Origin of the sequence: Psychroserpens ponticola (assembly GCF_023556315.2) — a bacterium.
GTDB classification, from domain to species: Bacteria; Bacteroidota; Bacteroidia; order Flavobacteriales; family Flavobacteriaceae; genus Psychroserpens; species Psychroserpens ponticola.
Map to the genome: position 1 here is coordinate 1,264,311 of NZ_CP116221.1, position 23,584 is coordinate 1,287,894.

Annotated in this window: 25 protein-coding genes; 16 read left to right on the forward strand and 9 right to left on the reverse strand. The window is 31.2% G+C overall.

Annotated elements, in window-relative coordinates; translation table 11 throughout:
• Positions 1 to 65: 65 nt before the first annotated feature.
• Positions 66 to 2,009 (reverse strand): DEAD/DEAH box helicase, encoded by a 1,944-nt coding sequence (locus MUN68_RS05630; protein ID WP_249995687.1) that lies wholly within the window; start codon positions 2,007 to 2,009, stop codon positions 66 to 68.
• A 303-nt stretch (positions 2,010 to 2,312) separates the two neighbouring features.
• Between MUN68_RS05630 and MUN68_RS05635 the strand changes: the two genes are divergently transcribed.
• Complete coding sequence (locus MUN68_RS05635) at positions 2,313 to 3,737, forward strand: AAA family ATPase (protein ID WP_249995688.1); 1,425 nt, start codon at positions 2,313 to 2,315, stop codon at positions 3,735 to 3,737.
• A gap of 86 nt (positions 3,738 to 3,823) precedes the next feature.
• Here MUN68_RS05635 and MUN68_RS05640 read toward each other — a convergent pair whose 3' ends face one another.
• Positions 3,824 to 4,402, reverse strand: coding sequence for a non-canonical purine NTP diphosphatase (locus MUN68_RS05640; protein WP_249995689.1), 579 nt, complete (start codon positions 4,400 to 4,402; stop codon positions 3,824 to 3,826).
• 168 nt (positions 4,403 to 4,570) lie between these two features.
• Between MUN68_RS05640 and MUN68_RS05645 the strand changes: the two genes are divergently transcribed.
• The 3 genes from MUN68_RS05645 (at position 4,571) to MUN68_RS05655 (ending at position 7,452) form a co-directional block, all read left to right on the forward strand.
• Entirely contained in the window at positions 4,571 to 6,268 is a 1,698-nt protein-coding gene (locus MUN68_RS05645; RefSeq protein ID WP_249995690.1) for an AMP-binding protein, read from the forward strand.
• Between the two features lie 92 nt (positions 6,269 to 6,360).
• Complete coding sequence (gene hpf, locus MUN68_RS05650; protein ID WP_249995691.1) at positions 6,361 to 6,660, forward strand: ribosome hibernation-promoting factor, HPF/YfiA family; 300 nt, start codon at positions 6,361 to 6,363, stop codon at positions 6,658 to 6,660.
• 192 nt (positions 6,661 to 6,852) lie between these two features.
• Positions 6,853 to 7,452: a hypothetical protein gene (locus MUN68_RS05655; RefSeq protein ID WP_249995692.1), complete on the forward strand. Its 600-nt coding sequence runs from the start codon at positions 6,853 to 6,855 to the stop codon at positions 7,450 to 7,452.
• A gap of 2 nt (positions 7,453 to 7,454) precedes the next feature.
• Here the strand turns inward: MUN68_RS05655 and rlmH are convergent, their stop codons facing one another.
• Complete coding sequence (gene rlmH / locus MUN68_RS05660; protein WP_249995693.1) at positions 7,455 to 7,928, reverse strand: 23S rRNA (pseudouridine(1915)-N(3))-methyltransferase RlmH; 474 nt, start codon at positions 7,926 to 7,928, stop codon at positions 7,455 to 7,457.
• A gap of 239 nt (positions 7,929 to 8,167) precedes the next feature.
• On the opposite strand from rlmH, the gene nadC reads away from it, so the two are divergent.
• Positions 8,168 to 9,028 carry a carboxylating nicotinate-nucleotide diphosphorylase gene (gene nadC / locus MUN68_RS05665; RefSeq protein WP_249995694.1) on the forward strand — a complete coding sequence of 287 codons (861 nt, stop codon included), beginning with the start codon at positions 8,168 to 8,170 and terminating at the stop codon, positions 9,026 to 9,028.
• 196 nt (positions 9,029 to 9,224) lie between these two features.
• A complete protein-coding gene (locus MUN68_RS05670) occupies positions 9,225 to 9,614 on the forward strand; it encodes a VOC family protein (protein ID WP_249995695.1) in 390 nt (129 codons plus the stop codon).
• A gap of 15 nt (positions 9,615 to 9,629) precedes the next feature.
• On the opposite strand, the gene MUN68_RS05675 is transcribed toward MUN68_RS05670, so the two are convergent.
• The gene (locus tag MUN68_RS05675; protein WP_249995696.1) at positions 9,630 to 11,045 is read right to left on the reverse strand and encodes a CCA tRNA nucleotidyltransferase; all 1,416 of its coding nucleotides are present in this window, start codon (positions 11,043 to 11,045) and stop codon (positions 9,630 to 9,632) included.
• A 148-nt stretch (positions 11,046 to 11,193) separates the two neighbouring features.
• Between MUN68_RS05675 and MUN68_RS05680 the strand changes: the two genes are divergently transcribed.
• Together MUN68_RS05680 and MUN68_RS05685 are read left to right on the forward strand one after the other, a co-directional pair.
• The gene (locus MUN68_RS05680) at positions 11,194 to 11,865 is read left to right on the forward strand and encodes a hypothetical protein (protein ID WP_249995697.1); all 672 of its coding nucleotides are present in this window, start codon (positions 11,194 to 11,196) and stop codon (positions 11,863 to 11,865) included.
• Positions 11,866 to 11,924: 59 nt separating this feature from the next.
• The gene (locus MUN68_RS05685; RefSeq protein WP_249995698.1) at positions 11,925 to 12,635 is read left to right on the forward strand and encodes a sulfotransferase family 2 domain-containing protein; all 711 of its coding nucleotides are present in this window, start codon (positions 11,925 to 11,927) and stop codon (positions 12,633 to 12,635) included.
• 10 nt (positions 12,636 to 12,645) lie between these two features.
• Here the strand turns inward: MUN68_RS05685 and MUN68_RS05690 are convergent, their stop codons facing one another.
• Both MUN68_RS05690 and MUN68_RS05695 read right to left on the reverse strand, forming a co-directional pair.
• Positions 12,646 to 13,734, reverse strand: a complete 1,089-nt coding sequence (locus MUN68_RS05690) for a glycosyltransferase family 2 protein (RefSeq protein ID WP_249995699.1) — start codon at positions 13,732 to 13,734, stop codon at positions 12,646 to 12,648.
• Positions 13,734 to 14,726, reverse strand: coding sequence for a glycosyltransferase family 2 protein (locus MUN68_RS05695; RefSeq protein ID WP_249995700.1), 993 nt, complete (start codon positions 14,724 to 14,726; stop codon positions 13,734 to 13,736). The genes MUN68_RS05690 and MUN68_RS05695 overlap by 1 nt, the downstream gene beginning before the upstream one ends.
• Positions 14,727 to 14,797: 71 nt before the next feature.
• On the opposite strand from MUN68_RS05695, the gene MUN68_RS05700 reads away from it, so the two are divergent.
• Genes MUN68_RS05700 through MUN68_RS05710 form a run of 3 tightly spaced genes read left to right on the forward strand, consistent with a single transcriptional unit; the run spans position 14,798 to position 17,233 of the window.
• Positions 14,798 to 15,661, forward strand: coding sequence for a hypothetical protein (locus MUN68_RS05700; RefSeq protein ID WP_249995701.1), 864 nt, complete (start codon positions 14,798 to 14,800; stop codon positions 15,659 to 15,661).
• Between the two features lie 14 nt (positions 15,662 to 15,675).
• Positions 15,676 to 16,473: a glycosyltransferase family 2 protein gene (locus MUN68_RS05705; RefSeq protein WP_249995702.1), complete on the forward strand. Its 798-nt coding sequence runs from the start codon at positions 15,676 to 15,678 to the stop codon at positions 16,471 to 16,473.
• Entirely contained in the window at positions 16,460 to 17,233 is a 774-nt protein-coding gene (locus MUN68_RS05710; protein ID WP_249995703.1) for a lipopolysaccharide kinase InaA family protein, read from the forward strand. The genes MUN68_RS05705 and MUN68_RS05710 overlap by 14 nt, the downstream gene beginning before the upstream one ends.
• On the opposite strand, the gene MUN68_RS05715 is transcribed toward MUN68_RS05710, so the two are convergent.
• A complete protein-coding gene (locus tag MUN68_RS05715) occupies positions 17,230 to 17,985 on the reverse strand; it encodes a glycosyltransferase family 2 protein (RefSeq protein WP_249995704.1) in 756 nt (251 codons plus the stop codon). The genes MUN68_RS05710 and MUN68_RS05715 overlap by 4 nt on opposite strands.
• A 44-nt stretch (positions 17,986 to 18,029) precedes the next feature.
• On the opposite strand from MUN68_RS05715, the gene MUN68_RS05720 reads away from it, so the two are divergent.
• Positions 18,030 to 18,857, forward strand: coding sequence for a glycosyltransferase family 2 protein (locus tag MUN68_RS05720; RefSeq protein ID WP_249995781.1), 828 nt, complete (start codon positions 18,030 to 18,032; stop codon positions 18,855 to 18,857).
• Positions 18,858 to 18,865: 8 nt separating this feature from the next.
• Here MUN68_RS05720 and MUN68_RS05725 read toward each other — a convergent pair whose 3' ends face one another.
• Together MUN68_RS05725 and MUN68_RS05730 are read right to left on the reverse strand one after the other, a co-directional pair.
• Complete coding sequence (locus MUN68_RS05725) at positions 18,866 to 19,927, reverse strand: glycosyltransferase family 9 protein (RefSeq protein WP_249995705.1); 1,062 nt, start codon at positions 19,925 to 19,927, stop codon at positions 18,866 to 18,868.
• Positions 19,928 to 20,011: 84 nt separating this feature from the next.
• Positions 20,012 to 20,827 (reverse strand): 2,3,4,5-tetrahydropyridine-2,6-dicarboxylate N-succinyltransferase, encoded by an 816-nt coding sequence (locus tag MUN68_RS05730; protein WP_249995706.1) that lies wholly within the window; start codon positions 20,825 to 20,827, stop codon positions 20,012 to 20,014.
• A 401-nt stretch (positions 20,828 to 21,228) separates the two neighbouring features.
• Here MUN68_RS05730 and ruvX point away from each other — a divergent pair, with 401 nt between their 5' ends.
• The 4 genes from ruvX to mazG all read left to right on the forward strand — a co-directional run bounded on the left by ruvX (position 21,229) and on the right by mazG (position 23,536).
• Complete coding sequence (ruvX, locus tag MUN68_RS05735; protein WP_249995707.1) at positions 21,229 to 21,642, forward strand: Holliday junction resolvase RuvX; 414 nt, start codon at positions 21,229 to 21,231, stop codon at positions 21,640 to 21,642.
• A gap of 65 nt (positions 21,643 to 21,707) precedes the next feature.
• Positions 21,708 to 22,298: a peptide deformylase gene (def, locus tag MUN68_RS05740; protein WP_249995708.1), complete on the forward strand. Its 591-nt coding sequence runs from the start codon at positions 21,708 to 21,710 to the stop codon at positions 22,296 to 22,298.
• A 26-nt stretch (positions 22,299 to 22,324) separates the two neighbouring features.
• Complete coding sequence (locus MUN68_RS05745) at positions 22,325 to 22,753, forward strand: DUF5606 family protein (RefSeq protein ID WP_249995709.1); 429 nt, start codon at positions 22,325 to 22,327, stop codon at positions 22,751 to 22,753.
• 9 nt (positions 22,754 to 22,762) lie between these two features.
• Positions 22,763 to 23,536 (forward strand): nucleoside triphosphate pyrophosphohydrolase, encoded by a 774-nt coding sequence (gene mazG / locus MUN68_RS05750; RefSeq protein WP_249995710.1) that lies wholly within the window; start codon positions 22,763 to 22,765, stop codon positions 23,534 to 23,536.
• The last annotated feature ends 48 nt before the right edge of the window (positions 23,537 to 23,584 follow it).

The following is a 23,584-nucleotide window of genomic DNA, read 5'->3' on the forward strand; positions in this document are numbered from 1 at the left end:
TGACTTAATATTAACAAGAAGGTTTAAAAAAACCTCGCAACATAATTGTTACGAGGTTTTTATATTTAATCTCTACGTCTTGAACGTCTTGGTCTGTCAGATCCAGAACTGCTTTCTGAACGTCTTGAAGATCTTGAATCTCCACCTGAACTTCGTCTATCACTTCTGTTTCCCGAACTTTCACTAGAACGTCTATCGCCTCGATCTCTTGAGTCACTACGCCTTCCTGAGCCTTCAGATGAGCGTCTATCACTTCTGTTACCAGAACCAGAATCGCTACGTCTTCCAGATGAACGTCTGTCATCGTTTCGTCTTCGGTCTCCACCACCAGAGCGTCTTCCTCCAGAAGAGCGTCCACCACCAGAACGACCACGACCTCTTCCGCCACCACCTCTGTCTTCACTAACTTCAACATTAACGAATCTTCCGTCATGTTTGAAATCTGTAAAAAAGGCTAATACTTTCTCTTGTATTTCTTTTTCAGTATTAAAGAATGAAAAACTGTCTTTTACATCTACTTTAAAGACATCATCGCGACCTAACTCTAAAACTTCTTTTAAGAAATCTTTCAGTTTCATCCAATCGTAACCGTCTTTACGTCCTACATTAATAAAGTAGCGTGATTCATTTTTACTTCCGCCATAACCACGACCACCACTATCGCCTTCAGAATCTCTAGAAGAGCTAGGAACATTCAGTTTTTTAGATTTTTGGTAATAATTATAGAAGCGCGTAAATTCAACAGAAAAGAATTTTTTAATCAATTCATCTTTATCTGTATCTTCGAATAATTCGTTAATACTTGTTAAATGTTTGTCAATCTCGTCATTAACTTCAGTGTTGTGTATTTTGTTTGCAAGCGACATTAATTGTACTTCGCAAATTTCCATTCCATCAGGAATTTCCTTTTTCTCAAATTCTTTCTTGATGATACGTTCGATACTTTTAATCTTACGGACTTCACTTTTAGAAACTATCACCATAGAGATACCTGTTTTACCAGCACGTCCTGTACGTCCAGAACGGTGTGTGTAAATTTCAGCTTCGTCAGGTAATTGATAATTTATAACGTGAGTAATATCATCAACATCAATACCACGAGCAGCAACATCTGTAGCTACAAGCATTTGTATTTGTTTATTTCTGAAAGATTTCATAACCATATCACGTTGGTTCTGACTTAAATCTCCATGTAAAGCTCCTGCACTATAACCATCTTCGATTAAGTTCTCAGCAACTTTTTGAGTATCACGTTTTGTACGACAGAAAATTACAGAAAAGATATCTGGATTTGCATCAGACAAACGTTTTAAAGCTTGGTAACGATCTCTTGCGTTTACTAAATAGTATTCGTGAGATACTTGGCTTGTACTTTCATTTTTGTTTCCTACCGTAATTTCAATAGGACTATCCATGAATTTTCTAGCAATGTTAGACACTTCTTTTGGCATCGTTGCAGAAAATAACCATGTATTTTTATCATCTGGTGTATGAGATAGAATATCAGTGATATCCTCATAGAATCCCATGTTTAACATTTCATCAGCTTCATCTAAAACTGAATATTCAATTTTAGAAATGTCAACCATTCTTCTACTAATCATATCTTTCATACGACCAGGAGTAGCCACAATAATTTGTGCGCCACGTTTTACAGCTCTTGCTTGGTCTTGGATACTTGCTCCTCCATAAATAGCAACTACATTTAAACCTTTACAGTATTTTCCATATAGTTTAAGCTCGTTTGTAATTTGTAAACATAGTTCACGAGTAGGAGAGAGTATCAATCCTTGAGTCGTGCGACTGTCTACATTAATTTTTTGAAGCATTGGAAATCCAAATGCAGCAGTTTTACCTGTTCCTGTTTGCGCTAAGGCAACTAAATCGGTATCTTCTTCTAATAAAATTGGGATTGCTTTTGCTTGTACATCACTAGGATTTTTAAATCCTAAATCATCAATAGCTGCAATAAGGTCTTCATTTAGACCGAGTTCTTTGAATGTGCTCATTCTTTTGTTTTGTATTCGATTATGTCCTTTGGTGTTACAAAAGAAGCGAATCGACATACTAAACACTTAAACTTCTAGGTAACACATCCTCACTCTGAGGAATTTAACATCCCAATTCTTTGGGATTTTTCAAGGTGCAAATATAGACTATTATTTTGAATGCACCTTTTATAGTCTTAGAATTTCATATAATTTCCGCGAATAATATGGTTATATCACGCGGAAAGTGTTATATTTATAACGATTCCGCGAGTAATAAAAGTATGTTTCGCGGAAATTCTTATTTTTTTAAATAAAAATTTCATGAAAATCATAGGAAGAAAAGAAGAGCAACAGGTTATGAAATCTTATCAAAACGATAAGAATGCACATCTATTAGCAGTCATAGGACGACGACGTGTTGGGAAAACATTTTTAATACGTCAGGTTTATAAAAATAATAAAGTATTTGAAATGACAGGTTTAAAAAATGCCAGTACTAAAAAGCAGTTATTAAACTTTACGTTTCAGATGAGTAAATATTTTAATCAAGGTGATATTTATAGTAAACCTGAAAGCTGGTTAGAGGCTTTCAATATGTTAACCAAAGAGTTAGAAAATCATAAAGGAAGAGTGAAACCTGTAGTGTTTTTTGATGAGTTGCCATGGATTGTTAGTAGAAAATCTGATTTTATGGAAGCTTTAGGGCATTGGTGGAATAATTGGGCTTCTCAACAAAAAATTATTGTAGTTGTATGTGGTTCTGCTGCGTCATGGATGCTAAAACATCTAGTAAATGCAAAAGGAGGATTGCATAATAGAATTACTAAACTAATCACATTAATGCCTTTTACGCTAAACGAAACTAAGGCATTCTTAGAAGAAAAATCAGTCCGGTTTACTGATTATCAAACGATACAAATGTACCTTTCAATTGGTGGAATACCTCATTATTTAAATCATATCTCTAAAGGAAAAAGTGTACCGCAAAATATTCAGGATTTATGTTTTGCTAAAGATGGAATTCTTAAATCAGAATTTGATAATTTATATCCAGCACTTTTTGATAATGCAAAACGACATATAGAAATTATTAAAGCTTTAGCGAGTAAAGCTAGTGGACTTAACCGACAAGAGATTTTAAAACGGACAAAAATGTCTGAAGGTGGCTGGTTTTCTAATATTTTAAATGAATTAGAAACCTCTGGTTTTATTTCGACTTTTGAACCTTTAGAAAATAAAAAGAAAGATATGATTTACCGTTTAACCGACGAATATTCTTTATTCTATCTTACATTTATGGAAGGGCAAAGTAAATCTACAAACTGGTCTCGAATTAGTGAAAGTCAAGCCTATAAAATTTGGTGTGGTTACGCTTTCGAAAATCTATGTATCAAACATGTCGATAAAATTAAAAGTGCATTGCAAATTTCAGGAGTGCAATCATCAGTAAATAGCTACTTGCACAGAAGCGACTCTAATTTTGCTCAAGGATTTCAAATAGATATGTTAATTGATCGAAAAGATGACATCATCAATATTTGCGAAATGAAGTTTTATTCAAGCGAGTTTATTATTAATAAAGGATATGCACAAAATATAAGAACAAAAAAGGAAGGTTTAAAAGCCGTAACTAAAACTAAAAAAATGGTGCATCTCACTTTTATTACATCTTATGGAGTTGTTGAGAATGTACATAAATTGGAATTGATAGATAATGATTATACCATTTCAATTTTATTTGAGTAGTAAGTATTTGGGCGTTTTAACACGCTCTCACTACTCAATCTTTTTGCAAAAAAAACAAAAAGGATTTCAAACAGGTCGTTCCATCGTTAACGCAATTGCGATAGAAATTGAACTAATTGTTTAACAGCTTTCCCACGATGACCAATACTGTTTTTTTCTTCAAGAGATATTTCAGCAAAGGTTTTATCATAACCTTCAGCTTTAAAAATAGGATCATAACCAAACCCTTTTACTCCATGTTTGGTTTCTGTGATTTTACCTTTACAAATACCTGTAAACGTTTCTAATTCGCCTTCAAGATGAAGCGCAATTACAGTTTTAAACTGAGCATTTCGATTGGTTTTTTCTTCAAGATTTTTTAATAACAAATTCATATTGTCATCAGCATCACGTTGCTCACCAGCATAACGTGCACTATAAACTCCTGGTTCCATATTTAAGGATTCAACCTCTAAACCTGTATCATCTGCAAAGCAATCGTAACCATAATGTTCTTTAATGTATTCTGCTTTTTGAATGGCATTGCCTTCAATTGTCAATTGTGTCTCAGGTACATCTTCAAAACAACCAATATCTTTTAAACTTAGTAATTTAATATGTTCAGGGATTAAAGATTGTACTTCTTTGAGTTTATTAAGATTGTTTGTGGCGAAAACGAGTTGCATCAGCTTTTATTCTTTTGAAACCCAAAAGTACAACGCTTTTGATTGATATAAAACATCAAAATTGAGGGTTCCCAATAGTGTTAGATAAATAGATTGCTGTCTTCGGACATAAAAACCTTGGTTTGGTCATTAAAACAGAATAAAAGTCATATAAAATGCTTAATTTCTATGTGGAATTTAAACGGTAACATAGATACTGTAATTTTAATAATTCAATTAAGAAAAATGAATGCATTCAACTCACCTTTAGATGCTTTTCTGTATTGGGAAGCTGAGTCTCCAAATCAAGTCTTTTTAAATCAACCAATTAATAATCAGAAAACGTCATTTACGTTTAAGGAAGCTGGCGAAGAAGCACGGAAAATGGCAGCGTATTTAAAGTCATTGAACTTGCCAGAACGAAGTCATATCGCGTTACTTTCTAAAAATTGTGCGCATTGGATCATGTCAGACTTGGCAATTATGATGGCTGGTTATGTGTCAATTCCTATTTATCCAACGCTAAACAGTTCGTCTATGAATCAAATTTTGACGCATAGTGAATCTAAAGCAATAATAATTGGTAAGCTAGATGATTTTGCATCTCAAAAGGAAGGTATTCCCGATATTCCAAAAATTAGTGTTGGCTTATTTGGTGAAAGTGAAGGTGTTTTATGGGAAGATATTATTAATAATACAGAACAATTAATAGATGTTCATAAACCAGAACCAGAAGCCTTGCACACTATTATTTATACTTCTGGAACTACTGGAAATCCAAAAGGTGTAATGCATACAGGAAGTAATTTTATGGAATCGTCTTCGACACTTGTTCGTGAGTTTTCTTTAGATACTAAAGTGAAATTATTTTCATATCTGCCTTTAGCTCATGTCGCAGAACGTTTGTTAATTAATGGAGGAATTGTTTTAGGTGGTACAATCACATTTGTAGATTCTCTAGAAACATTTGCTAAAGATTTAGAAGCCGTTCAACCGAATCTGTTTTTTGCTGTGCCTAGAATTTGGACAAAATTTAGAGAGAAAATCTTAGAATCTATTCCACAGAAAAAACTTAATGTCTTATTAAAAATGCCAATTATTAACAACATTATAAAAAAGAAACTAAAACAAAAACTGGGTTTAAGTGAAACGATTTTTATAGCTTCAGCTGCTGCACCAATTGCTTCAGAAATTGTCGAATGGTATTTAAAACTAGGCATAACTATTTATCAAGGTTATGGCATGACTGAAGATTGCTGTGTGTCGCATTTCAATAAACCTGGAGCCAATAAAATTGGAACTGTAGGCAAAACATTTGATAATGTAAAAGTCAAATTGTCTCCAGAAGGTGAGATTTGCATTAAGAATAAGTGCTTGATGAAAGGTTATTTTAAAGCTCCAGAATTAACAGCGGAAGTCATAGATAATGAGGGCTATTTAAAAACTGGTGATATGGGAGAATTTGATCACGACGGATTTTTAAGTATTGTTGGTCGTGTAAAAGACCAATTTAAAACCGATAAAGGGAAATACATTTCACCTTCTCATATAGAATTATTAATGACAGAAAACACAGATATTGAACAAATCTGTATTGTAGGTACTGGAATTCCGCAACCTATAGCGTTGGTTACTTTGTCTGAACTTGGAAAAGCAAAGTCTAAACAAAATGTATCGAAATCTTTATTAACAAGCGTAACTAAAATTAATCCATCGCTTGAAAAACACGAACGACTCGAAAAGGTAGTTGTTATGAAAGAAGATTGGAATGTCTCAAACGGACTGACAACGCCTAGCATGAAAGTGAAACGAAATAGCATTGAGAAAATTCACCAGGAGTTTTATCCGAATTGGTTCAACACTTCAGAAAATGTGATCTTTGAATAATTTTATCAATTCTTTATGACTTTTATTACTTAAAACTTGATTTATTTTTTTTAAATTTAAGTATTGAAATTAACCTAAAAATAAGATTGAATATGACTATAAATTTTAGATATGTCAATGTTGATATTAGTGAAACATTGAATGCATTTACAGAAGAAAAACTCAGTAAATTATCTAACAGATATGAGTTTTTAATAGGAGCAACAGTCCGTTTTAAACATGATGAAAACAGTCACTCCAAAGGTAAAATTTGTGATATAGAATTAAGTTTGCCTGGACCACGACTATTTGCTACTTCTGATGAAGCAAAATATGAAGTCGCAGTTAGAGAGACCATTAGTGATTTAGAAAAACAACTTAAAAAGCGTAAAGAAGTTTATAAAACGCATTAACTCTATAAATTTTTATGCTAAAAAGCCTCATGAAATTCTAAATGATTTTATGAGGCTTTTTTTATATATTTAGCAGATGAAGACGTTTTAGGTCGACCAATGAATAACAAAGCCTATATTAAAAGTTTTAGTTTAGAGTAAACGACTATGAAGTACACGACTTATATATTAATTTTTTGTTCTATATGTTTCTTGTCAAACTTCAAGAGTTCTAAAGTGTATGAGTTTGATTATATCATTGAATACAAATCTTTGTTAAGTGGTAAGGAAGATCAATCGGTGTTTTATTTAACGAATTCAAAAGATAATGAGTACTGGGCCATAATTCGCAGTATTGATAAAAAAACTTATACTATAAATTTTTATAAACATAACTCCATAAGATTATTTACCAAACTGAATAAAAAGGACTTTTATAAAGCTGAAACTATTTTACTAGAACGTCCTAAACATAACTACAAACGGAATTACAAAGCCAATAAAAAGGACTATTTTAAAGTTTTATCTGATACAATACTGGATCAGACACCAATTAGTAGATATGTTTTTAAATCAATTGATGTTCATGAACAAAAATTAGACGTTGAATATTTTGTTCAACCTAATACAAGTTTCCATTTACCAATACTCGTTATAGGTGAAGCTTATAAGAAGTGGGAGAAAGAAAAAAATATTCCTAATGGAATCTTTAAAGAAATGTACTTTTTAAATTCCGATAAAACAATTGTAGAAGCACATTATAAGCTTGTAGGATATCAAGCTTATAAAAAGCAGATAAAAGTTAAGTTTTAGTGTTATTTATGATGATAAGGTTCATTGCGTAAAATCGTAAAACCACGATACAATTGCTCAATTACAAACAAGCGAATCATTTGATGTGAAAACGTCATTTTGGAAAAGGATAGTTTTCCATTTGATTTTTGATAGACATCAGGTGAGAATCCATAAGGTCCACCAATCACAAAAACCAATCGTTTAATTCCAGAATTCATGTGCTTTTGTAAATAGTTTGAAAAGGCAACAGAATCTAGTTGTTTTCCATTTTCATCTAATAAAATCAAAACATCAGTTGGATTCAATTTATTTAAAATGAGTTCGCCTTCCTTTTGTTTTTGTTGGCTTTCACTAAGATTTTTGGCTTTTTTAAGATCTGGAATAATCTCAAATTCAAATTTCACATAAAAACCCAAACGTTTTTGATAGTCTTCAATCAGCGCTTGTAGTTGTTTGTTATCTGTTTTGCCAATGGCAAGAAGTTTAATTGTCATGATGTTGTCTGGTCGAGCGCAGTCGATACCTTGTTAATTATCCTCTCATGAGCTGCGCACAGTACTTTCAATTTAAAAATATTTTAATTTCAAGTAATGCTCGAGGAGACAGAGTCTGTCAATTTAATATTCAAATTTAACGATTTTATAAAATTACAATACCTTATCTTTTGTAATTTGGAATTTGTTTTTTTACTTTTTTAAGTTGCAATTACTATTTTTACATTAAATAGAAGGATATGATTTCAAAAGAACAATTCGATAAAGAAATAGACATCATTATTACTAATGCTATCAGAGAAGATGTAGGTGATGGTGATCACAGTTCTTTAGCTTGTATTCCATATTCTGCAATGGGTAAAGCCAAACTTCTTGTAAAAGATGAAGGCATTATTGCAGGTGTCGAATTTGCTAAAGAAGTGTTTTCATATGTCGATAAAGATATGGTTGTTGAAACGTTGATAGAAGATGGAAGTCCAGTTACATATGGAGACATTGTATTTTATGTGGAAGGTGCTTCGCAATCCATTTTAAAAGCCGAACGTTTAGTACTAAACGCCATGCAACGTATGAGTGCTATAGCTACAAAAACAAAACAGTTTGTTGATTTATTAGAGGGTACAGGAACTAAAATTTTAGACACTAGAAAAACGACTCCAGGTATAAGAGCTCTTGAAAAATGGGCTGTTAAAATTGGAGGAGGAGAGAACCACAGGTTTGCTTTATATGATATGATTATGCTTAAGGATAATCATATTGATTTTTCTGGAGGAATTACAAATGCAATAAATAAAACAAAGCACTATTTAAATGATACCAATCGTGATTTAAAGATTATTGTTGAAGCAAGAAATCTTGAAGAAATCAAAGAAATCCTAAGCGTAGGAGGTGTGTATCGTATTTTGATTGATAACTTTAATTATGAAGACACACGAACTGCTGTACAATTAATTGGAGATCAATGTCTAACGGAGTCTTCTGGAGGAATCAATGAAAAAACCCTTAGAAAATATGCTGAATGTGGTGTCGATTATATTTCATCTGGAGCACTAACGCACTCGGTTTATAATAAAGATTTGAGTTTAAAAGCAGTTGAGTGATTTTAATGACAAACACCTTTTAGGGTTGAGTTTTTTTAAGAAATTTTTATGGTAATGCCTGGAGCGTTTATAAGATGGATATTTCTGCATAAAACAATATCATTCATAGAATTATTCAATGAAGATAGTGCCTATAATTATATATTAAGTTTATGTTTTATTGGACTGTTAGTAATCATTGCAAATTAGATTATAAATGAAAACATCTTTATTTACTTTCGATCACATTGCACTTTCCGTAAAAAATGTAGACGAATCTGTTGAGTTTTATCAGAGCGTTTTTCAATTTAATGAAATTAAGAATACAGCTTCAAATTCTAAAACTAGATGGTTAGCCTTAGGCGAAAACAAACAACTTCATTTGATTCCTAAACCAAATTCTGACATAAAAACAAACAAGGCTGTTCATTTTGCTTTGTCTACAACCGACTTTAATTCATTTGTAAAGCATTTGGTGACATTAAAAATCGATTATTCAGATTGGCGAGACACACCAAACAAAGATTATATTCGAAAAGATGGCATTCAACAGGTTTATTTTCAAGATCCAAATGGATATTGGATTGAAGTCAATAACGTAGTGTGAAAAACTGAGTAAAAGTTAACTAATAGCTAATCCCAAACGTTTGCCTTCTTTCAGCATCAATTGGTATGCAGCTTCATATTCGTTAGGAATATCTCCTTCTAAAATGGCTTCTTTTATCGTTTCTTTAATTTGTCCGATTTCACGAGAAGGCTTAATGTTAAAGGCTTTCATAATATCCTCACCTGAGATTGGTGGTTGAAAATTTCGTACTTGATCTCGTGCTTCAACTTCAACAATTTTATCACGAACTACTTTAAAATTATGGTGATATTTACTAAATTTCTTTGGATTCTTAGTAGTGATATCAGCTTCGCAAAGCGTCATTAAATCTTCGACATAATCACCAGCATCAAAAACCAAACGTCTCACTGCAGAATCTGTTACAATATCTTGAGCCAAAACAATTGGTCTTGAACTCATAAATACCATTTTTTGAACAAACTTCATTTTTTCATTCAAAGGCATTTTTAATCTTTTGAATAAATGATATACCATTTTAGCACCTTCAAATTCATGTGCATGGAAGGTCCAGCCTACTTTTTTGCTAAACTTTTTAGTTGGTGCTTTTCCAATATCATGGAGTAGTGCTGCCCAACGTAACCAAACATTATCTGTGTGTTTTGCAATATTATCGACGACTTCTAGGGTGTGATAAAAGTTGTCTTTGTGCTTCTGACCTTCAATTTCGTCAATACCTTTTAAAGCAGTGATTTCAGGTAGTATATAATCTAAAAGTCCCGTTTTTTCAAGTAATAAAAAGCCAACAGAAGGCAGGTCACTTTCAAGAATTTTATTCAGTTCTACAACAATTCGTTCTTTAGTAATGATTTTAATACGATGCTTATTTCGTGAAATGGCTTCTAGAGATTTGGCTTCGATAATAAATCCGAGTTGCGTTGCGAATCGGATGGCTCTCATCATTCGTAATGGATCGTCACTATAGGTAATATCTGGATCTAAAGGTGTACGAATGATTTTATTTTGTAAATCATCAATGCCATTAAATGGATCTAATAATGTACCAAAATTAGCATTGCTTAAATCTAAAGCCAAAGCGTTTATCGTGAAATCTCTTCGATTTTGATCATCTTCAAGAGTTCCGTTTTCTACAACAGGATTTCTACTATTTTCATGATAACTCTCTTTTCGAGCACCTACAAATTCAATATCCATATCTTCAAACGGAAGCATTGCTGTTCCGTAGGTTTTAAAAACCTGAACTTTTGGTTTGTTTGCTAAGTTTTTTGAGACTTGTTTCGCTAGTGAAATCCCACTTCCAATAGCAACAATATCAATATCTTTATGTGAGCCTCGTTTTAAAATATGATCACGAACAAAACCACCAATAACATAGGAATCTAGATTCAGCTCTTTTGCAGAATTAGATATGATTTTAAAAATGGGATTATGTAAGGCGTCTTTGTAGTTCATAAATATATTTCGATAGAAAACTGAATATTTCAAAGGACAAATTTACGATTTAGTGTATTTTAAAAAAAATTACTTTCAGTTTGTTTTATTTTGGTAAATTTAGTGCAAAAGTATAGTAATCTTGCTAACGTATAATTGAACTCACTTAATGAATTTTTTTAATAAGAAATCTAATACAATAGACACTGTTTTTATTCACATAGGTAAATGTGGAGGTTCTTCTGTAATCGAAGAGTTGAAAAGGAAAGAGATTAAATTCATTGAAAAGCATGTGGCTGAAGTAAAATTCAGATCTAAAAAGAAATATTATATCATCATTAGAAATCCGATTTCTAGATTCGTTTCTGCGTTTAATTGGAGATATAAACTTGTTGTTGAAGATGGAGTTCAAAAAGATAGATTTGAAGGTGAAAAAGCATTTCTAGAGACTTATGAGAATGTGAATACTTTGGCTGAAAGCATATACAATGAAAATGATGAACTCGTTTTAGATTTTAAAAAAGAGGAGTTTTATATCCATCACATTAAAGAAGATATAGATTTTTATTTAGGTGATGTGTTGAAGAAATGTAAAAAAGAACATATTATAGCTGTTCTTGCAACAGAGACATTAAGTGAAGACATAAAACGCCATTTTGATATCAATTTGACGAGCCATTTAAAGAAAAACAAAAAAAGCACTCACTTATCTAACTTAGCGATAAACAATTTGGTTAGATATTTAAAAAAGGATTATGATTGTATTGAACGTTTAAATAACATGAATTTGCTAACAGAAACTCAGTATGAAAAATTATCTAATAGAACTTTTACAAGTTGAATTAAGAATATTTTGAGTACTTAATTGCTGAGGTTTGTATCTTCGCGTAAAATAACTGTATGGCGATTAAAATAGGGAATTTAAAACTTAATAGATTTATAAAGGGTATGATAGGTACAAGACTTATCGACCCAATGGAAGTGTATTATGTCATAGATGAAAATGTTTTTTATCCAATAATATCTAAGTCAGGTTGTTCTACAATTAAGCAAGATTTAATACGAAGATATAATCCGAGTTTTAGCAGTAAGTTTCCAGAAATTCATCAGATTGATCCTGAGTTTGAAACCAATGGAAAGGTGCTAAGAAAGCATTTTTATAGTTTTAAAAAATACCGAAATTTCAGTAAAAACAAAACCGCTTGTTTGGTTATAAGAAACCCTTATGAACGTGTGTATTCTTGTTTTTTAGATGTTGAAAAAGGAAAAAATATTATGTATCAAGATCCTTCTGGTTTAACCTCCTTTTTTGGAATTCATAGTGGAGTCACTTTCGAGAAGTTTCTAAATAAAGTTATAAAACTACCTGACCATTTATCTGATAGACATTTCAGAAGTCAATCATTTTGTTTGCAGAAAGGCGTTAAGGAAACCTTAAGTAATGTCGAAATCGTTCTACTTGAGAACTATAACAAGAAAGATGCTGCTGCCACCAAACTCAATACAAATAACAAGACAATTCCTAAAGACATTTTAGAAGCACTAAAAAATAACAAGTCTTTTAAGAAACGATTCTCAGAAGATTTACAATTGTATAATGATGCAAAATAAAAGGATTGATTTATAATTTATCCTTAAAAGTGTATTTTAAATAAATACTTTCGATGCGTTTTAAAATTGTGTTTTTATCGATATTTCTTATGAGTTTAAATGCGGTTTCTGGGTTGATTTTTCCGTAATCTTCGAAGAGTTTATATTGTTTTAATTCTTTCGCGTTTTTATTTTTATAATCGGTTACATTAAAATCTGTAAGATGCTTTTTTATTAAATCTTCAGCTTCAGATTTAAACGTTATGTTTTTGTTCTTTTTTGCAAATCTAAAAAATGCCGAGACCACAGTGATTTGAAACTTTAGAATATAAGTTCCAGTAATGATTTTACTGTCTTGATTCTTTTCAGGCGTATAAAAATTAGAAAATATCTTTTCAATAACCGTTAAATAGGATTTAAGATTATATAAACTATAATTTTTTGTGATCGAACTTTGATTTCCAATATTATAGTAATAGGTAACTTCTGAATTAAAAATAATAGTTTTGGCTAAATACATGGTTTGGAAAAACCATAGTTCATCTTCGTGTACAATACCATCTTCAAAAGTTAAATTATTAGAAAAAATAAATTCAGAATTGTATAGTTTATTCCAAGCAACAACGCTAAAAGGCGTTTCTATTGAAAGCTCAATAAAGTTAATGTCGCTTAAAGTTTTGTCAGTTATGGTATAATGCTCTAAAGTTTTTAAAATGCTTGTTGTTTGATTGTAAACTTCAGCACTTTTGCCCATAACCACATCTATTTCTGGCTGATATAAGTCTGTGAGGCTTTTTAAACAATTCTCATCTAATAAATCATCAGGATCGAAGAATAAAATACAGTCTCCATTAACGTTTTTTAATCCAGTATTTCTTGCTCCTGAAAGTCCTTTGTTTTGTTGAGTAATTAAAGTAAATCGTTGGTCTTGTTTAGTCCATTTTTCGATTTCACTTTCTGTATTGTCAGTACTGCCATCATTAATAATAATGCATTCCCAATGCTTATAAGTTTGCTTGAAAACACTTTCTAAACCTTTAGTGATAAATTTTTCTACATTATAGCAAGGCACTACAATACTTACAAGTGGAGCATTCATTTTTTTGAGTTCTAAGGTCATTAAAATAGACTTTTAAATAAAAATACCATTTTATCTATAAATGGTATTTGATTAAAATATCCTGACTCATTTTTCACATAGTTATAGAATGTTTTATTGTAAGAACTTGCATTTCTAATGGTACGAATAATTACTTTATCTATATGAGATTCAAAAATGGAGTGATTATAATAATTTGTTTCATTATTTCTAGCTTTTAAAGCTTTTGAAGCTTCTATTGCTGAAGTAATTTGTTCTGGACTAAGATTTCGATTTAAGGAAACAGCATTGAAATAATCATCTAAAGTTCCTTTGCTTTCATCAATTCCAAAATGAAGTAATTGTTTTTTCTTTATTAATACATTAGCCTTTTGAAGGTTTTTTTCTTTCGTCTGACTAATATTATTTGGATGCCATCTATAGTTAAGTAACGATTCTGGAATATTATAAAAATCGGTAATTTGAATCACTTCACTCCAAAGTCCGTAATCTTCTGCAGGTACATATTGATGCTCAAATCTAAAATCCTTAATAGCAGATGTTCTAAACATTACTGTTGGATTGCCAATACCACAACTACTTAAAAATTGAACCTTCAATGCTTCAGCATCTACTGCGTGTTTAATTAATTTTTGTTTATCGCCAAAAAAGGTAAACCAAGTACCACAAACACCAATGTTAGCGTTGTTTTTGAAAACGTCTAATTGTTTTTCAAATCGCGTAGGAAGCGAAATGTCATCGGCATCCATAAGCGCTATGAATTCCGTTTGAGCGCTTTCTATACCTTCGTTCCTTAAATTGGCTGGACCTTCGTTTTTAGTCTTATTAATAACTTCAACGCGATTATCTTTTTTTTGATACGCTTCTAATATAGAAGGCGTACTATCTGTAGAATTATCATTTAAAACCAAGAGTTTAAAATCTGTAAATGTCTGGTTAAGAATACTGTCTATTGCTTCTTCTAAGTACATTTCGCCATTATAAACAGGCATAATTACAGTTAATAGATTCATTGGTTTATGTTTTTCAATAGCAAAAGTAAGTATTTATAAAGCTTAACATTATATTTGTAAAAATTATTTTTGTGAGTAAAATACAAGTAGGCTTCTTAGTATCTTATGACTTTAATTTGCTGAAAAATGCAATTCCTAGGGTTTATGACGATGCTGACACCATTTTTTTAGCGATAGATGAAAATAGAACCACCTGGAATGGCGCTACATTTACAATTGATGATTCTTTTTTTGAATGGATAAAATCTATTGATAACCAAGGAAAAATTGTGATCTATAAAGACAATTTTTACGTTCCTGAATTGTCTACAATGGAATGCGAAGTTAGAGAACGAAAATTGTTAGCAGAACAAATGGGAGTAGGAAACTGGCTAATTCAGTTAGATGCTGATGAGTATTTTTTAGATTTTAAATCTTTTATAAAGACATTAAGGCAACACGATTCGTTTTTAAAGAATCCAGAAAAGAATCCCATTCAGTTTTCTACATTTTTAGTGAATATATATAAGTTTGTTGATGATGGTTGTTTATATATTGATGAGCCAACCAAATGTTTAACAGCGACTAATTTTCCAAATTATCGTACTGGTAGAAATACGCGTAAACGTATTATATATACGAAACATTTAATGTTACATGAGACATTGTCAAGAGATGAAAGTGAGTTGGAATTCAAGTTTCAAAATTGGGGACACAAAAATGAATTGAATCCTCATTTCATGGATAAATGGAAATCGGCTAATGCAAGCAATTACAAATCCTTAACAGATTTATTTTATTTGGAACCGCATAAATGGAAATCTTTGAATTTTACAAAAGGAAAGACGATTCCTGAAATAATAAAGACATTTTCAACGAACAATTTTGCTCCAACACGTACGTTTTTGCTGAAAAAGAATTTTGGGCAATGGTTTAAATTTTTATTTAAGACTTAGCATTTGACAATTGTATGAAAGCAACTTTAATCATTTCAACATATAACTGGCCTCAAGCTTTAGAGCTTGTGTTGTTAAGTACACTTTGTCAAACCCAATTTCCTGACGAAATTATAGTTGCAGATGATGGCTCATCTCATGAAACTAAGTTGATAATAGAACAATTTAAATCTAAATTTGAGATTCCTTTAAAGCATGTTTGGCATGAAGATGATGGTTTCAGGAAATCTGTTATTTTAAATAAAGCGATTGCACAAGCTAAAGGAGACTATATTATTCAAGCTGATGGTGATTGTATTTTGCATAAAAATTATGTAGAAGACCATCTGCATTATGCTCAAAAAAACACTTATTTGTTTGGAAGTAGAGTAAATATTCAAGAAGATTATTTGGATGCTTTATTTGAAGAAAAACAAATTCGATTTCATGCCTTTTCTAAAGGAATAAAAAAACGTACACGAGCATTACATATCCCTCTTTTAAGTCGGTTTTATAGTGCTAGTGATCAATTTTCGAAAAAATACAGAGGTTGTAATACATCGTATTTTAAATCAGATTTTATTGCTGTTAATGGGTATAACGAAGACTTTAAAGGTTGGGGAAGAGAAGACTCTGAATTGGCTTTAAGATTTCATAATTTTGGACTTCAAGGTAGGCGAATTAGATATCGAGGGATTGTTTTTCATATTTATCATAACGAGAAATCTAAAAGCAGACTTGAAATTAATAATGATATCGAATTACAAACCATTGCAAATAAAACTGTTTGGTGTAAAAATGGTGTAGATAAATATTTAAGTGAAAAGAACTAAAACCATACATAAAGATTATAAAGCTCACGAAGCATTTTTTGATGATATCATTTCAAATTTTGAATCAAAAGGAGAGCCCTTCGGAAATCAAGATCGTAATTCACTAAAATTATTTGATTTAAACGGAACATCTATCAACGTCAAATCATTTCGCATTCCTAATTTTATCAATCAAATTGCTTATCGGTTTTTTAGAAAAAGCAAAGCGCAACGTTCATTTGAATATGGAAATTGGCTTAAAAGCTTAGATATCGGAACACCACAACCTTTGGCTTATTATGAGTACAAAACAGGATTATTATTCAACAAAAGTTACTACATAAGTGAACAACAAGATTGTGATTTAACATATCGAGAGTTAACTACGGATTTTGATTATCCTGATCATGAAAATATTTTAAGAGCATTTACAAGATTTACTTATAATTTGCACAAAAAGAATGTTCACTTTTTAGACCATTCTCCAGGAAATACTTTAATAAAAAAAGTTGGTGATGCCTATGAATTTTATTTAGTGGATTTAAATCGAATGGAGTTTAAGGAATTAGATTTTGAAACTCGCATTAAGAACTTTTCTAAACTTACAATTCATAAATTTATGATCGAAATTATGAGTGACGAATATGCTAAATGTTCAGGTGAAGATTATAATAAAATAGTTGATTTAATGTGGTCAGATACGGAAGCTTTTCAAAATAGATATCATAAAAAAAGAAGACTCAAAAACAAACTCAAGTTTTGGAAAAAGACTGAAAACTAATTGTTTTTATATAATTTCCTGAGTTTCGCATATTTTAAATATGTAATGTTTCCCGTTTGCGCACTAATCACAAATCCATTTTTGCCATCTAAAAAGCCAAATCTTAAGAAGTAAGCTTTAAAAAAAGCCCAAAAAGGATTCCATAAAATTTTATAGAAAGGCGCTTTTTTTCCTTTATCATAATAAGCTTGTGCTGCAATGGTAGAAAAATATTCTGTTTTTTCATTAAACTCTTTATAACTCTGATAAGTCCAATGTAAAATATCACCTTTTAATTGACCTGATTTCCGATTGTTTTTTAATACAATTTCATCATGAGGATTAATGCCTTTCCACTCAGCAACACGTCTGTCAAAAACACGTAATTTCTTATTTGGATACCAATCAGAATGCTTTATCCATTGTCCGCAAAAATTATTAAAACGATTGCAGTAATATCCATCAATTTGCCAATTAGATTTTAGGTTTGCAATTGAGTTTTGAAGCGTTTCAGATAAAGCTTCATCACCATCAAGAGATACAATATAATCGTTTGAAGCTTGTTCTAGCGCAAAATTTTTCTGTTCAATATAACCAAGAAATTTTTGCTCTATAAAAGTGACATTATAGTTTAGGCAAATGTGTTTAGTGCTATCTGTAGAAAATGAATCAACTACAATAATTTCGTCAACGACATTGGTAAGAGATTGCAAACACCTTTCAATGTTTTTCTCTTCATTAAACGTAATAATAACACCTGAGAGTTTAATCATTCGACTTTCATCTTAATTTGTCAAAAATAACTATTTTTGATGCAATGAAAGCTATTGATATTTCAGTAATTATTAGTACATATAACAACCCAAAGTGGTTGCAAAAAGTATTGTGGAGTTTTGACGTGCAAACCTTCAAAAATTTTGAAGTTGTAATTGCTGATGATGGATCTACTGAAGAAACGAAATCACTAATAGATACAATGGCTTTAGAAGTTAGTTATCCCATTCAACACATTTGGCATGAAGACAATGGATTTCAAAAAACAATCATTTTAAATAAGGCTACTGTTGCTAGTAATGGAAATTATTTAGTGTATACAGATGGCGATTGTATTGCTAGAGCAGATTTTTTGAATGTGCATGCTAGTAGAAGAGAAGCTGGTTATTTTTTGTCTGGAGGTTATTTTAAATTGCCAATGGATATCAGTGAGATTATAACTGAAGTTGATATTAAAGCACAACATTGTTTTGATATTAAATGGTTAAAACAACACGGACTCAAATCTACGTTTAAGAATAATAAAATCACGTCTACAGGTGTAAAAGAAAGTTTGCTCAATACGTTAACGCCAACAACAGCAACTTGGAATGGTCATAACGCTTCTGGTTACAAAAGTGATATAATTGCTGCAAATGGTTATGACGAACGTATGCAATATGGAGGCGAAGATAGAGAACTTGGTGAGCGTTTATTTAATGCAGGGTTGAAGGCAAAACAGATTAGATATAGTGCGATTTGTTTGCATTTAGATCATGCTAGAGGATATGTAAAACCTGAAATGATTGAAAAAAACAAAGCCATTAGAGCGACTACAAAATCTGAAAAAATCACAAAAACAGATTATGGTATTGACAAACAAAAATCTTAAGGGTATTTTTACCTATTGAGTTTTAGAAATGTGTTTAAATCCTCAAAAAACAATGACGGTTTTATCATTGCATAATACGATTTGTAATTGTCTTTCAATTCTTTAGATGTAGAATTATTTACAATGTCTGGATTGAAATCTTTCAGGTGAACGGAAACATTTTGTGTTCCATCTTCAAACATATTCCATGCTTCTTTAATAATCCAAGGCGAGAAAATAGTAAATGTTGGAATACTTAAAGCTTTTGCCATATTAACTGCTCCACCTTCATTTCCAATCATAGCTGTGCAATGATGCGTTATGGCTAAAAATTCTCGCAATCCTTTTCCGAAGACATCAAAAAAGATGTGTTGTCGCGTTTCTGATGTACAAAAATTATAAACCGTTTTTGCTTCGTCTACCTGTTTCGGGATATAATTAAATAAAATTTGCCCATTAGTGTGTTCAACAATAAAATCAATCACTTTTGCCATGTGAGGTAGAGGATAGGTTTTATTATCACCACTTCCCAAAACACTAATCATGTAAATGGGTTTTGATAAATCTATATTTGAATCTAAAAGAAACGTTTTAGAGCGTTCAATTTCTTGAGCAGTAAGATGAATTTTCGGATGAATAGGTTTTGGAACTTGTTTAACTAAAGGTGCTAAGAGTTGCAACCTGTTTTCAATAGCTAATCCAGCATTAGTTTTAGCTACAGATGCTTCTTTATAGGTATGTGTATAGTAATATTTTGTATACCATTTATATTTTGAAATTTTAATTGCTGCACCAGAAAATTTCGTCATTAAATTACTTGATAATTTAGAGTATACATCAATAACGACATCATATTTTTCTTTTTTGATGCCTTTTAGAAAGTTTAAAAATGTTACTCGACTGTCTTCTATTTCTGGAGTTACAAACAAAAACTTATCGATAAACGGGTTATGTTCTACAACAGGAAATGTATGTGAGTTTATCACATAATGAAGTTCAGCATTTGGATGTTCGGCTTTTAAAGCTTCAAACAAAATGCTTGTGGTGAGCACATCACCAATCATTTTTTGTTGTATTATTAAAATTTTCAAAACTCTAAAACGCTAAGCGTTATTTTATTATTAATTTACTCAATCTCAAAATCAATTTGAATGATTTCGGTGATTTTAAAATAGTTATACTGCAACGTCATATTCTCGTAACGCATCATTAAGAGACGTTTTTTTATTGGTACTTTCTTTACGTTTACCAATAATTAGTGCACAAGGCACATTGTAATTTCCAGCAGGAAACGTTTTAGTATAACTTCCAGGAATTACAACAGAACGTTCAGGAACGACACCTTTCATTTCAACAGGCTCATCTCCAGTAACATCAATAATTTTTGTACTCATGGTCAAAACGACGTTAGCTCCTAAAACTGCTTCTTTTTCAATACGAACACCTTCAACAACAATACAACGAGAACCAATAAATGCGCCATCTTCTATAATAACTGGTGCAGCTTGCAACGGTTCTAAAACACCTCCAATTCCAACTCCTCCAGATAAATGTACATTCTTCCCAATTTGAGCACAACTGCCAACTGTTGCCCAAGTATCAACCATTGTTCCTTCATCTACATAAGCACCAATATTTACATAACTAGGCATTAAAATAGTACCAGGAGAAATATATGCTCCATGTCTAGCTACTGCATTTGGTACCACACGAATTCCTTTCTTTTTATAATCTCGTTTTAATGGAATTTTATCATGATACTCAAAAATACCAGCTTCAAGAGTTTCCATTTTTTGAATTGGAAAATATAAAACAACAGCTTTTTTTACCCATTCATTAACTTGCCAACCCGTTTCAATTGGTTCTGCAACTCGTAAAGTTCCTTCGTCTAAAAGATCGATTACAGATCGTATACTTTTAATAGTGGAATCATTAGTTAAAAGTGAGCGATCATTCCATGCTTCTTCTATATGTTGTTGTAATTCTTTCATCTTAATTTAAGTCGGTTTTTACAAAGATAAGTCTATAAAATTGGTCTCATAATTTCTAATTCAGAAAAAATAAAAAAATATGTGACCAATTAAAAAATAGTGTGTCTTATAGTTGTGATTATTATATCTTGAGTGTTGTCCCTAATACAAACACTTGAGTTCTTTAATAATTAATAGCTAATTTTTTAAAACACCTTTCTTTCCCTAGGAAGGTGTTTTTGTTTTATTAATTCCTGATATGTGACCAATTGAAAAAAGGTGTGTCATAATAGTATAACATGAACTGTTTAAGGTAGAGGGTAAACAAGTTTATGGATGATTATTAATGGTTGATTATTTTGAAACGCTTCTTTGACCTACAAAGAAGCGTTTTTTTGCTTTATAAGAATTACTTTTGCAATATGGCAAGATTACTAGCAATAGATTATGGTACAAAACGAACAGGTGTTGCTGTAACAGATGAGTTACAGATTATTGCTTCTGGTTTGACTACAGTTGATACCAAAGAATTAATTGGGTTTTTAAAGGCCTATATTTCTGAAGAATCAGTTGAATTATTTATTGTTGGAGAACCAAAGCAAATGAATTTTGAATCGTCTGAAAGTGAAGTGCATATTTCTAAGTTTTTAGAAAAATTAAAAAAAGCATGCCCAGATATTCCTATTAAAAGAATAGATGAGCGCTTTACTTCTAAAATAGCATTTCAAACTATGATTGATAGCGGACTTAATAAAAAGCAACGCAAAAACAAAGCTTTAGTAGATGAGATTAGTGCAACAATAATTCTTCAAAGTTACTTGTATAATCAATCTTAATTAAATATTAAAAGTTATAAAATCAGAATAAGAATTGTATTTTTGCAATCGAAAAATTAGATTAGATGATATTACCAATTGTTGCTTATGGCGACCCAGTTTTAAGAAAAAAAGCAGAATCAATTACTAAGGATTATCCAAAACTAGATGCGCTTTTAGAGAATATGAAAGAGACGATGTATGGTGCTTTTGGTGTAGGGTTAGCTGCGCCACAAATAGGATTGCCTATTCGCTTATTTTTAGTTGACACATCTCCTTTTGCTGAAGATGAAGAATTTACTGAAGAAGAGCAGGAGACTTTGAAAAAATTCAAACGTACATTTATAAATGCTGAAATCATTGAAGAAGAAGGAGATGAGTGGGCTTTTAATGAAGGCTGCTTAAGTATTCCTGATGTTCGCGAAGATGTTTTTAGACAACCAAAAATAAAAATTCAGTATCAAGATGAAAATTTTGAAACGCATACTGAAGAATTTGACGGTTTGATTGCGAGAGTGATTCAGCATGAATACGATCATATTGATGGTATTTTATTTACAGATAAATTATCATCATTAAAAAAACGTTTGATAAAAGGAAAATTATCAAACATTTCAAAAGGAAAAATAAATGTAGATTATAGAATGCGTTTCCCTGCTTTAAAAAAGAAACGATAACACAAAAAAATCATAGCATATAAATTATGAGTTTAGATAAAATACTTTCCATTTCAGGAAAACCAGGATTATATAAAATTATCGCACAAACAAGAAATGGCTTTGTTGCAGAATCTTTAATTGACCAAAGAAAGGTGAATGTTAATATTCATAGTAACGTGAGCATTCTTAGTGAAATTGCAGTGTATACATTAACTGAAGAGTTGCCATTAAGAGAGGTTCTTAAAAAGGTAATGGAAAAAGAAAGCGGTAATCAAACATCGATTAGCCATAAAGATTCTAAAGATACTTTAGAGGAGTATTTCTTTGAAGTATTACCCGATTATGATGAAGATCGTGTATACGCTAGTGATATCAAAAAAATCATTCAATGGTATAACTTACTTCAAAAGCATGATATGTTAGATGCTTTAGAAGAAGACAAAGAAGTTATTGCTTCTGAAGAGGAAGAATAAGGATTAAACATGTCTGATAAAACATTGCAATTAAAAGCTTTTGAGCGTTTACTCATTATTATGGATGAGTTACGTGAACAATGTCCTTGGGATAAAAAGCAAACCATGCAAACGCTTCGTCATTTAACTATTGAAGAGGTTTATGAGTTAGGAGATGCTATTTTAGATGATGACTTAGATGAAGTTAAAAAAGAATTAGGAGACGTCTTACTTCACATTGTATTCTACTCAAAAATTGGTAGCGAATCTAATGCTTTTGATATTGCAGATGTTTGTAATAGCATTTGCGACAAGTTAATTGATCGTCATCCTCATATCTATGGAGATGTTGTTGTTGAAAATGAAGACGATGTTAAAAGAAATTGGGAGCAGCTTAAGCTGAAAGAAGGCAAGAAAAGTGTACTTGAAGGTGTGCCAAAAAGTTTACCAGCCATGGTAAAAGCCAATAGAATTCAAGATAAAGTTGCAGGTGTAGGATTTGATTGGGAAGAACCTAATCAAGTCTTTGAAAAAGTAGAAGAGGAGCTCGGCGAATTACAAGTTGAAATCAATGCTGGCAATCAAAATCAGATAGAAAGCGAATTTGGTGACGTATTGTTCTCAATGATAAATTACGCACGATTTTTAAAGATCGATCCAGAAAGTGCTTTAGAGCGTACTAATAAAAAATTCATCAAGAGGTTTCAATATTTAGAACAGAAATCTAAAGAATTAGATAAGCCATTATCTGATATGACGCTAGCAGAAATGGATATATACTGGGAAGAAGCGAAAAAAATATAATTTTTTCAATTCTCGACATCCAAACACACAAAATCATTCGTATATAAA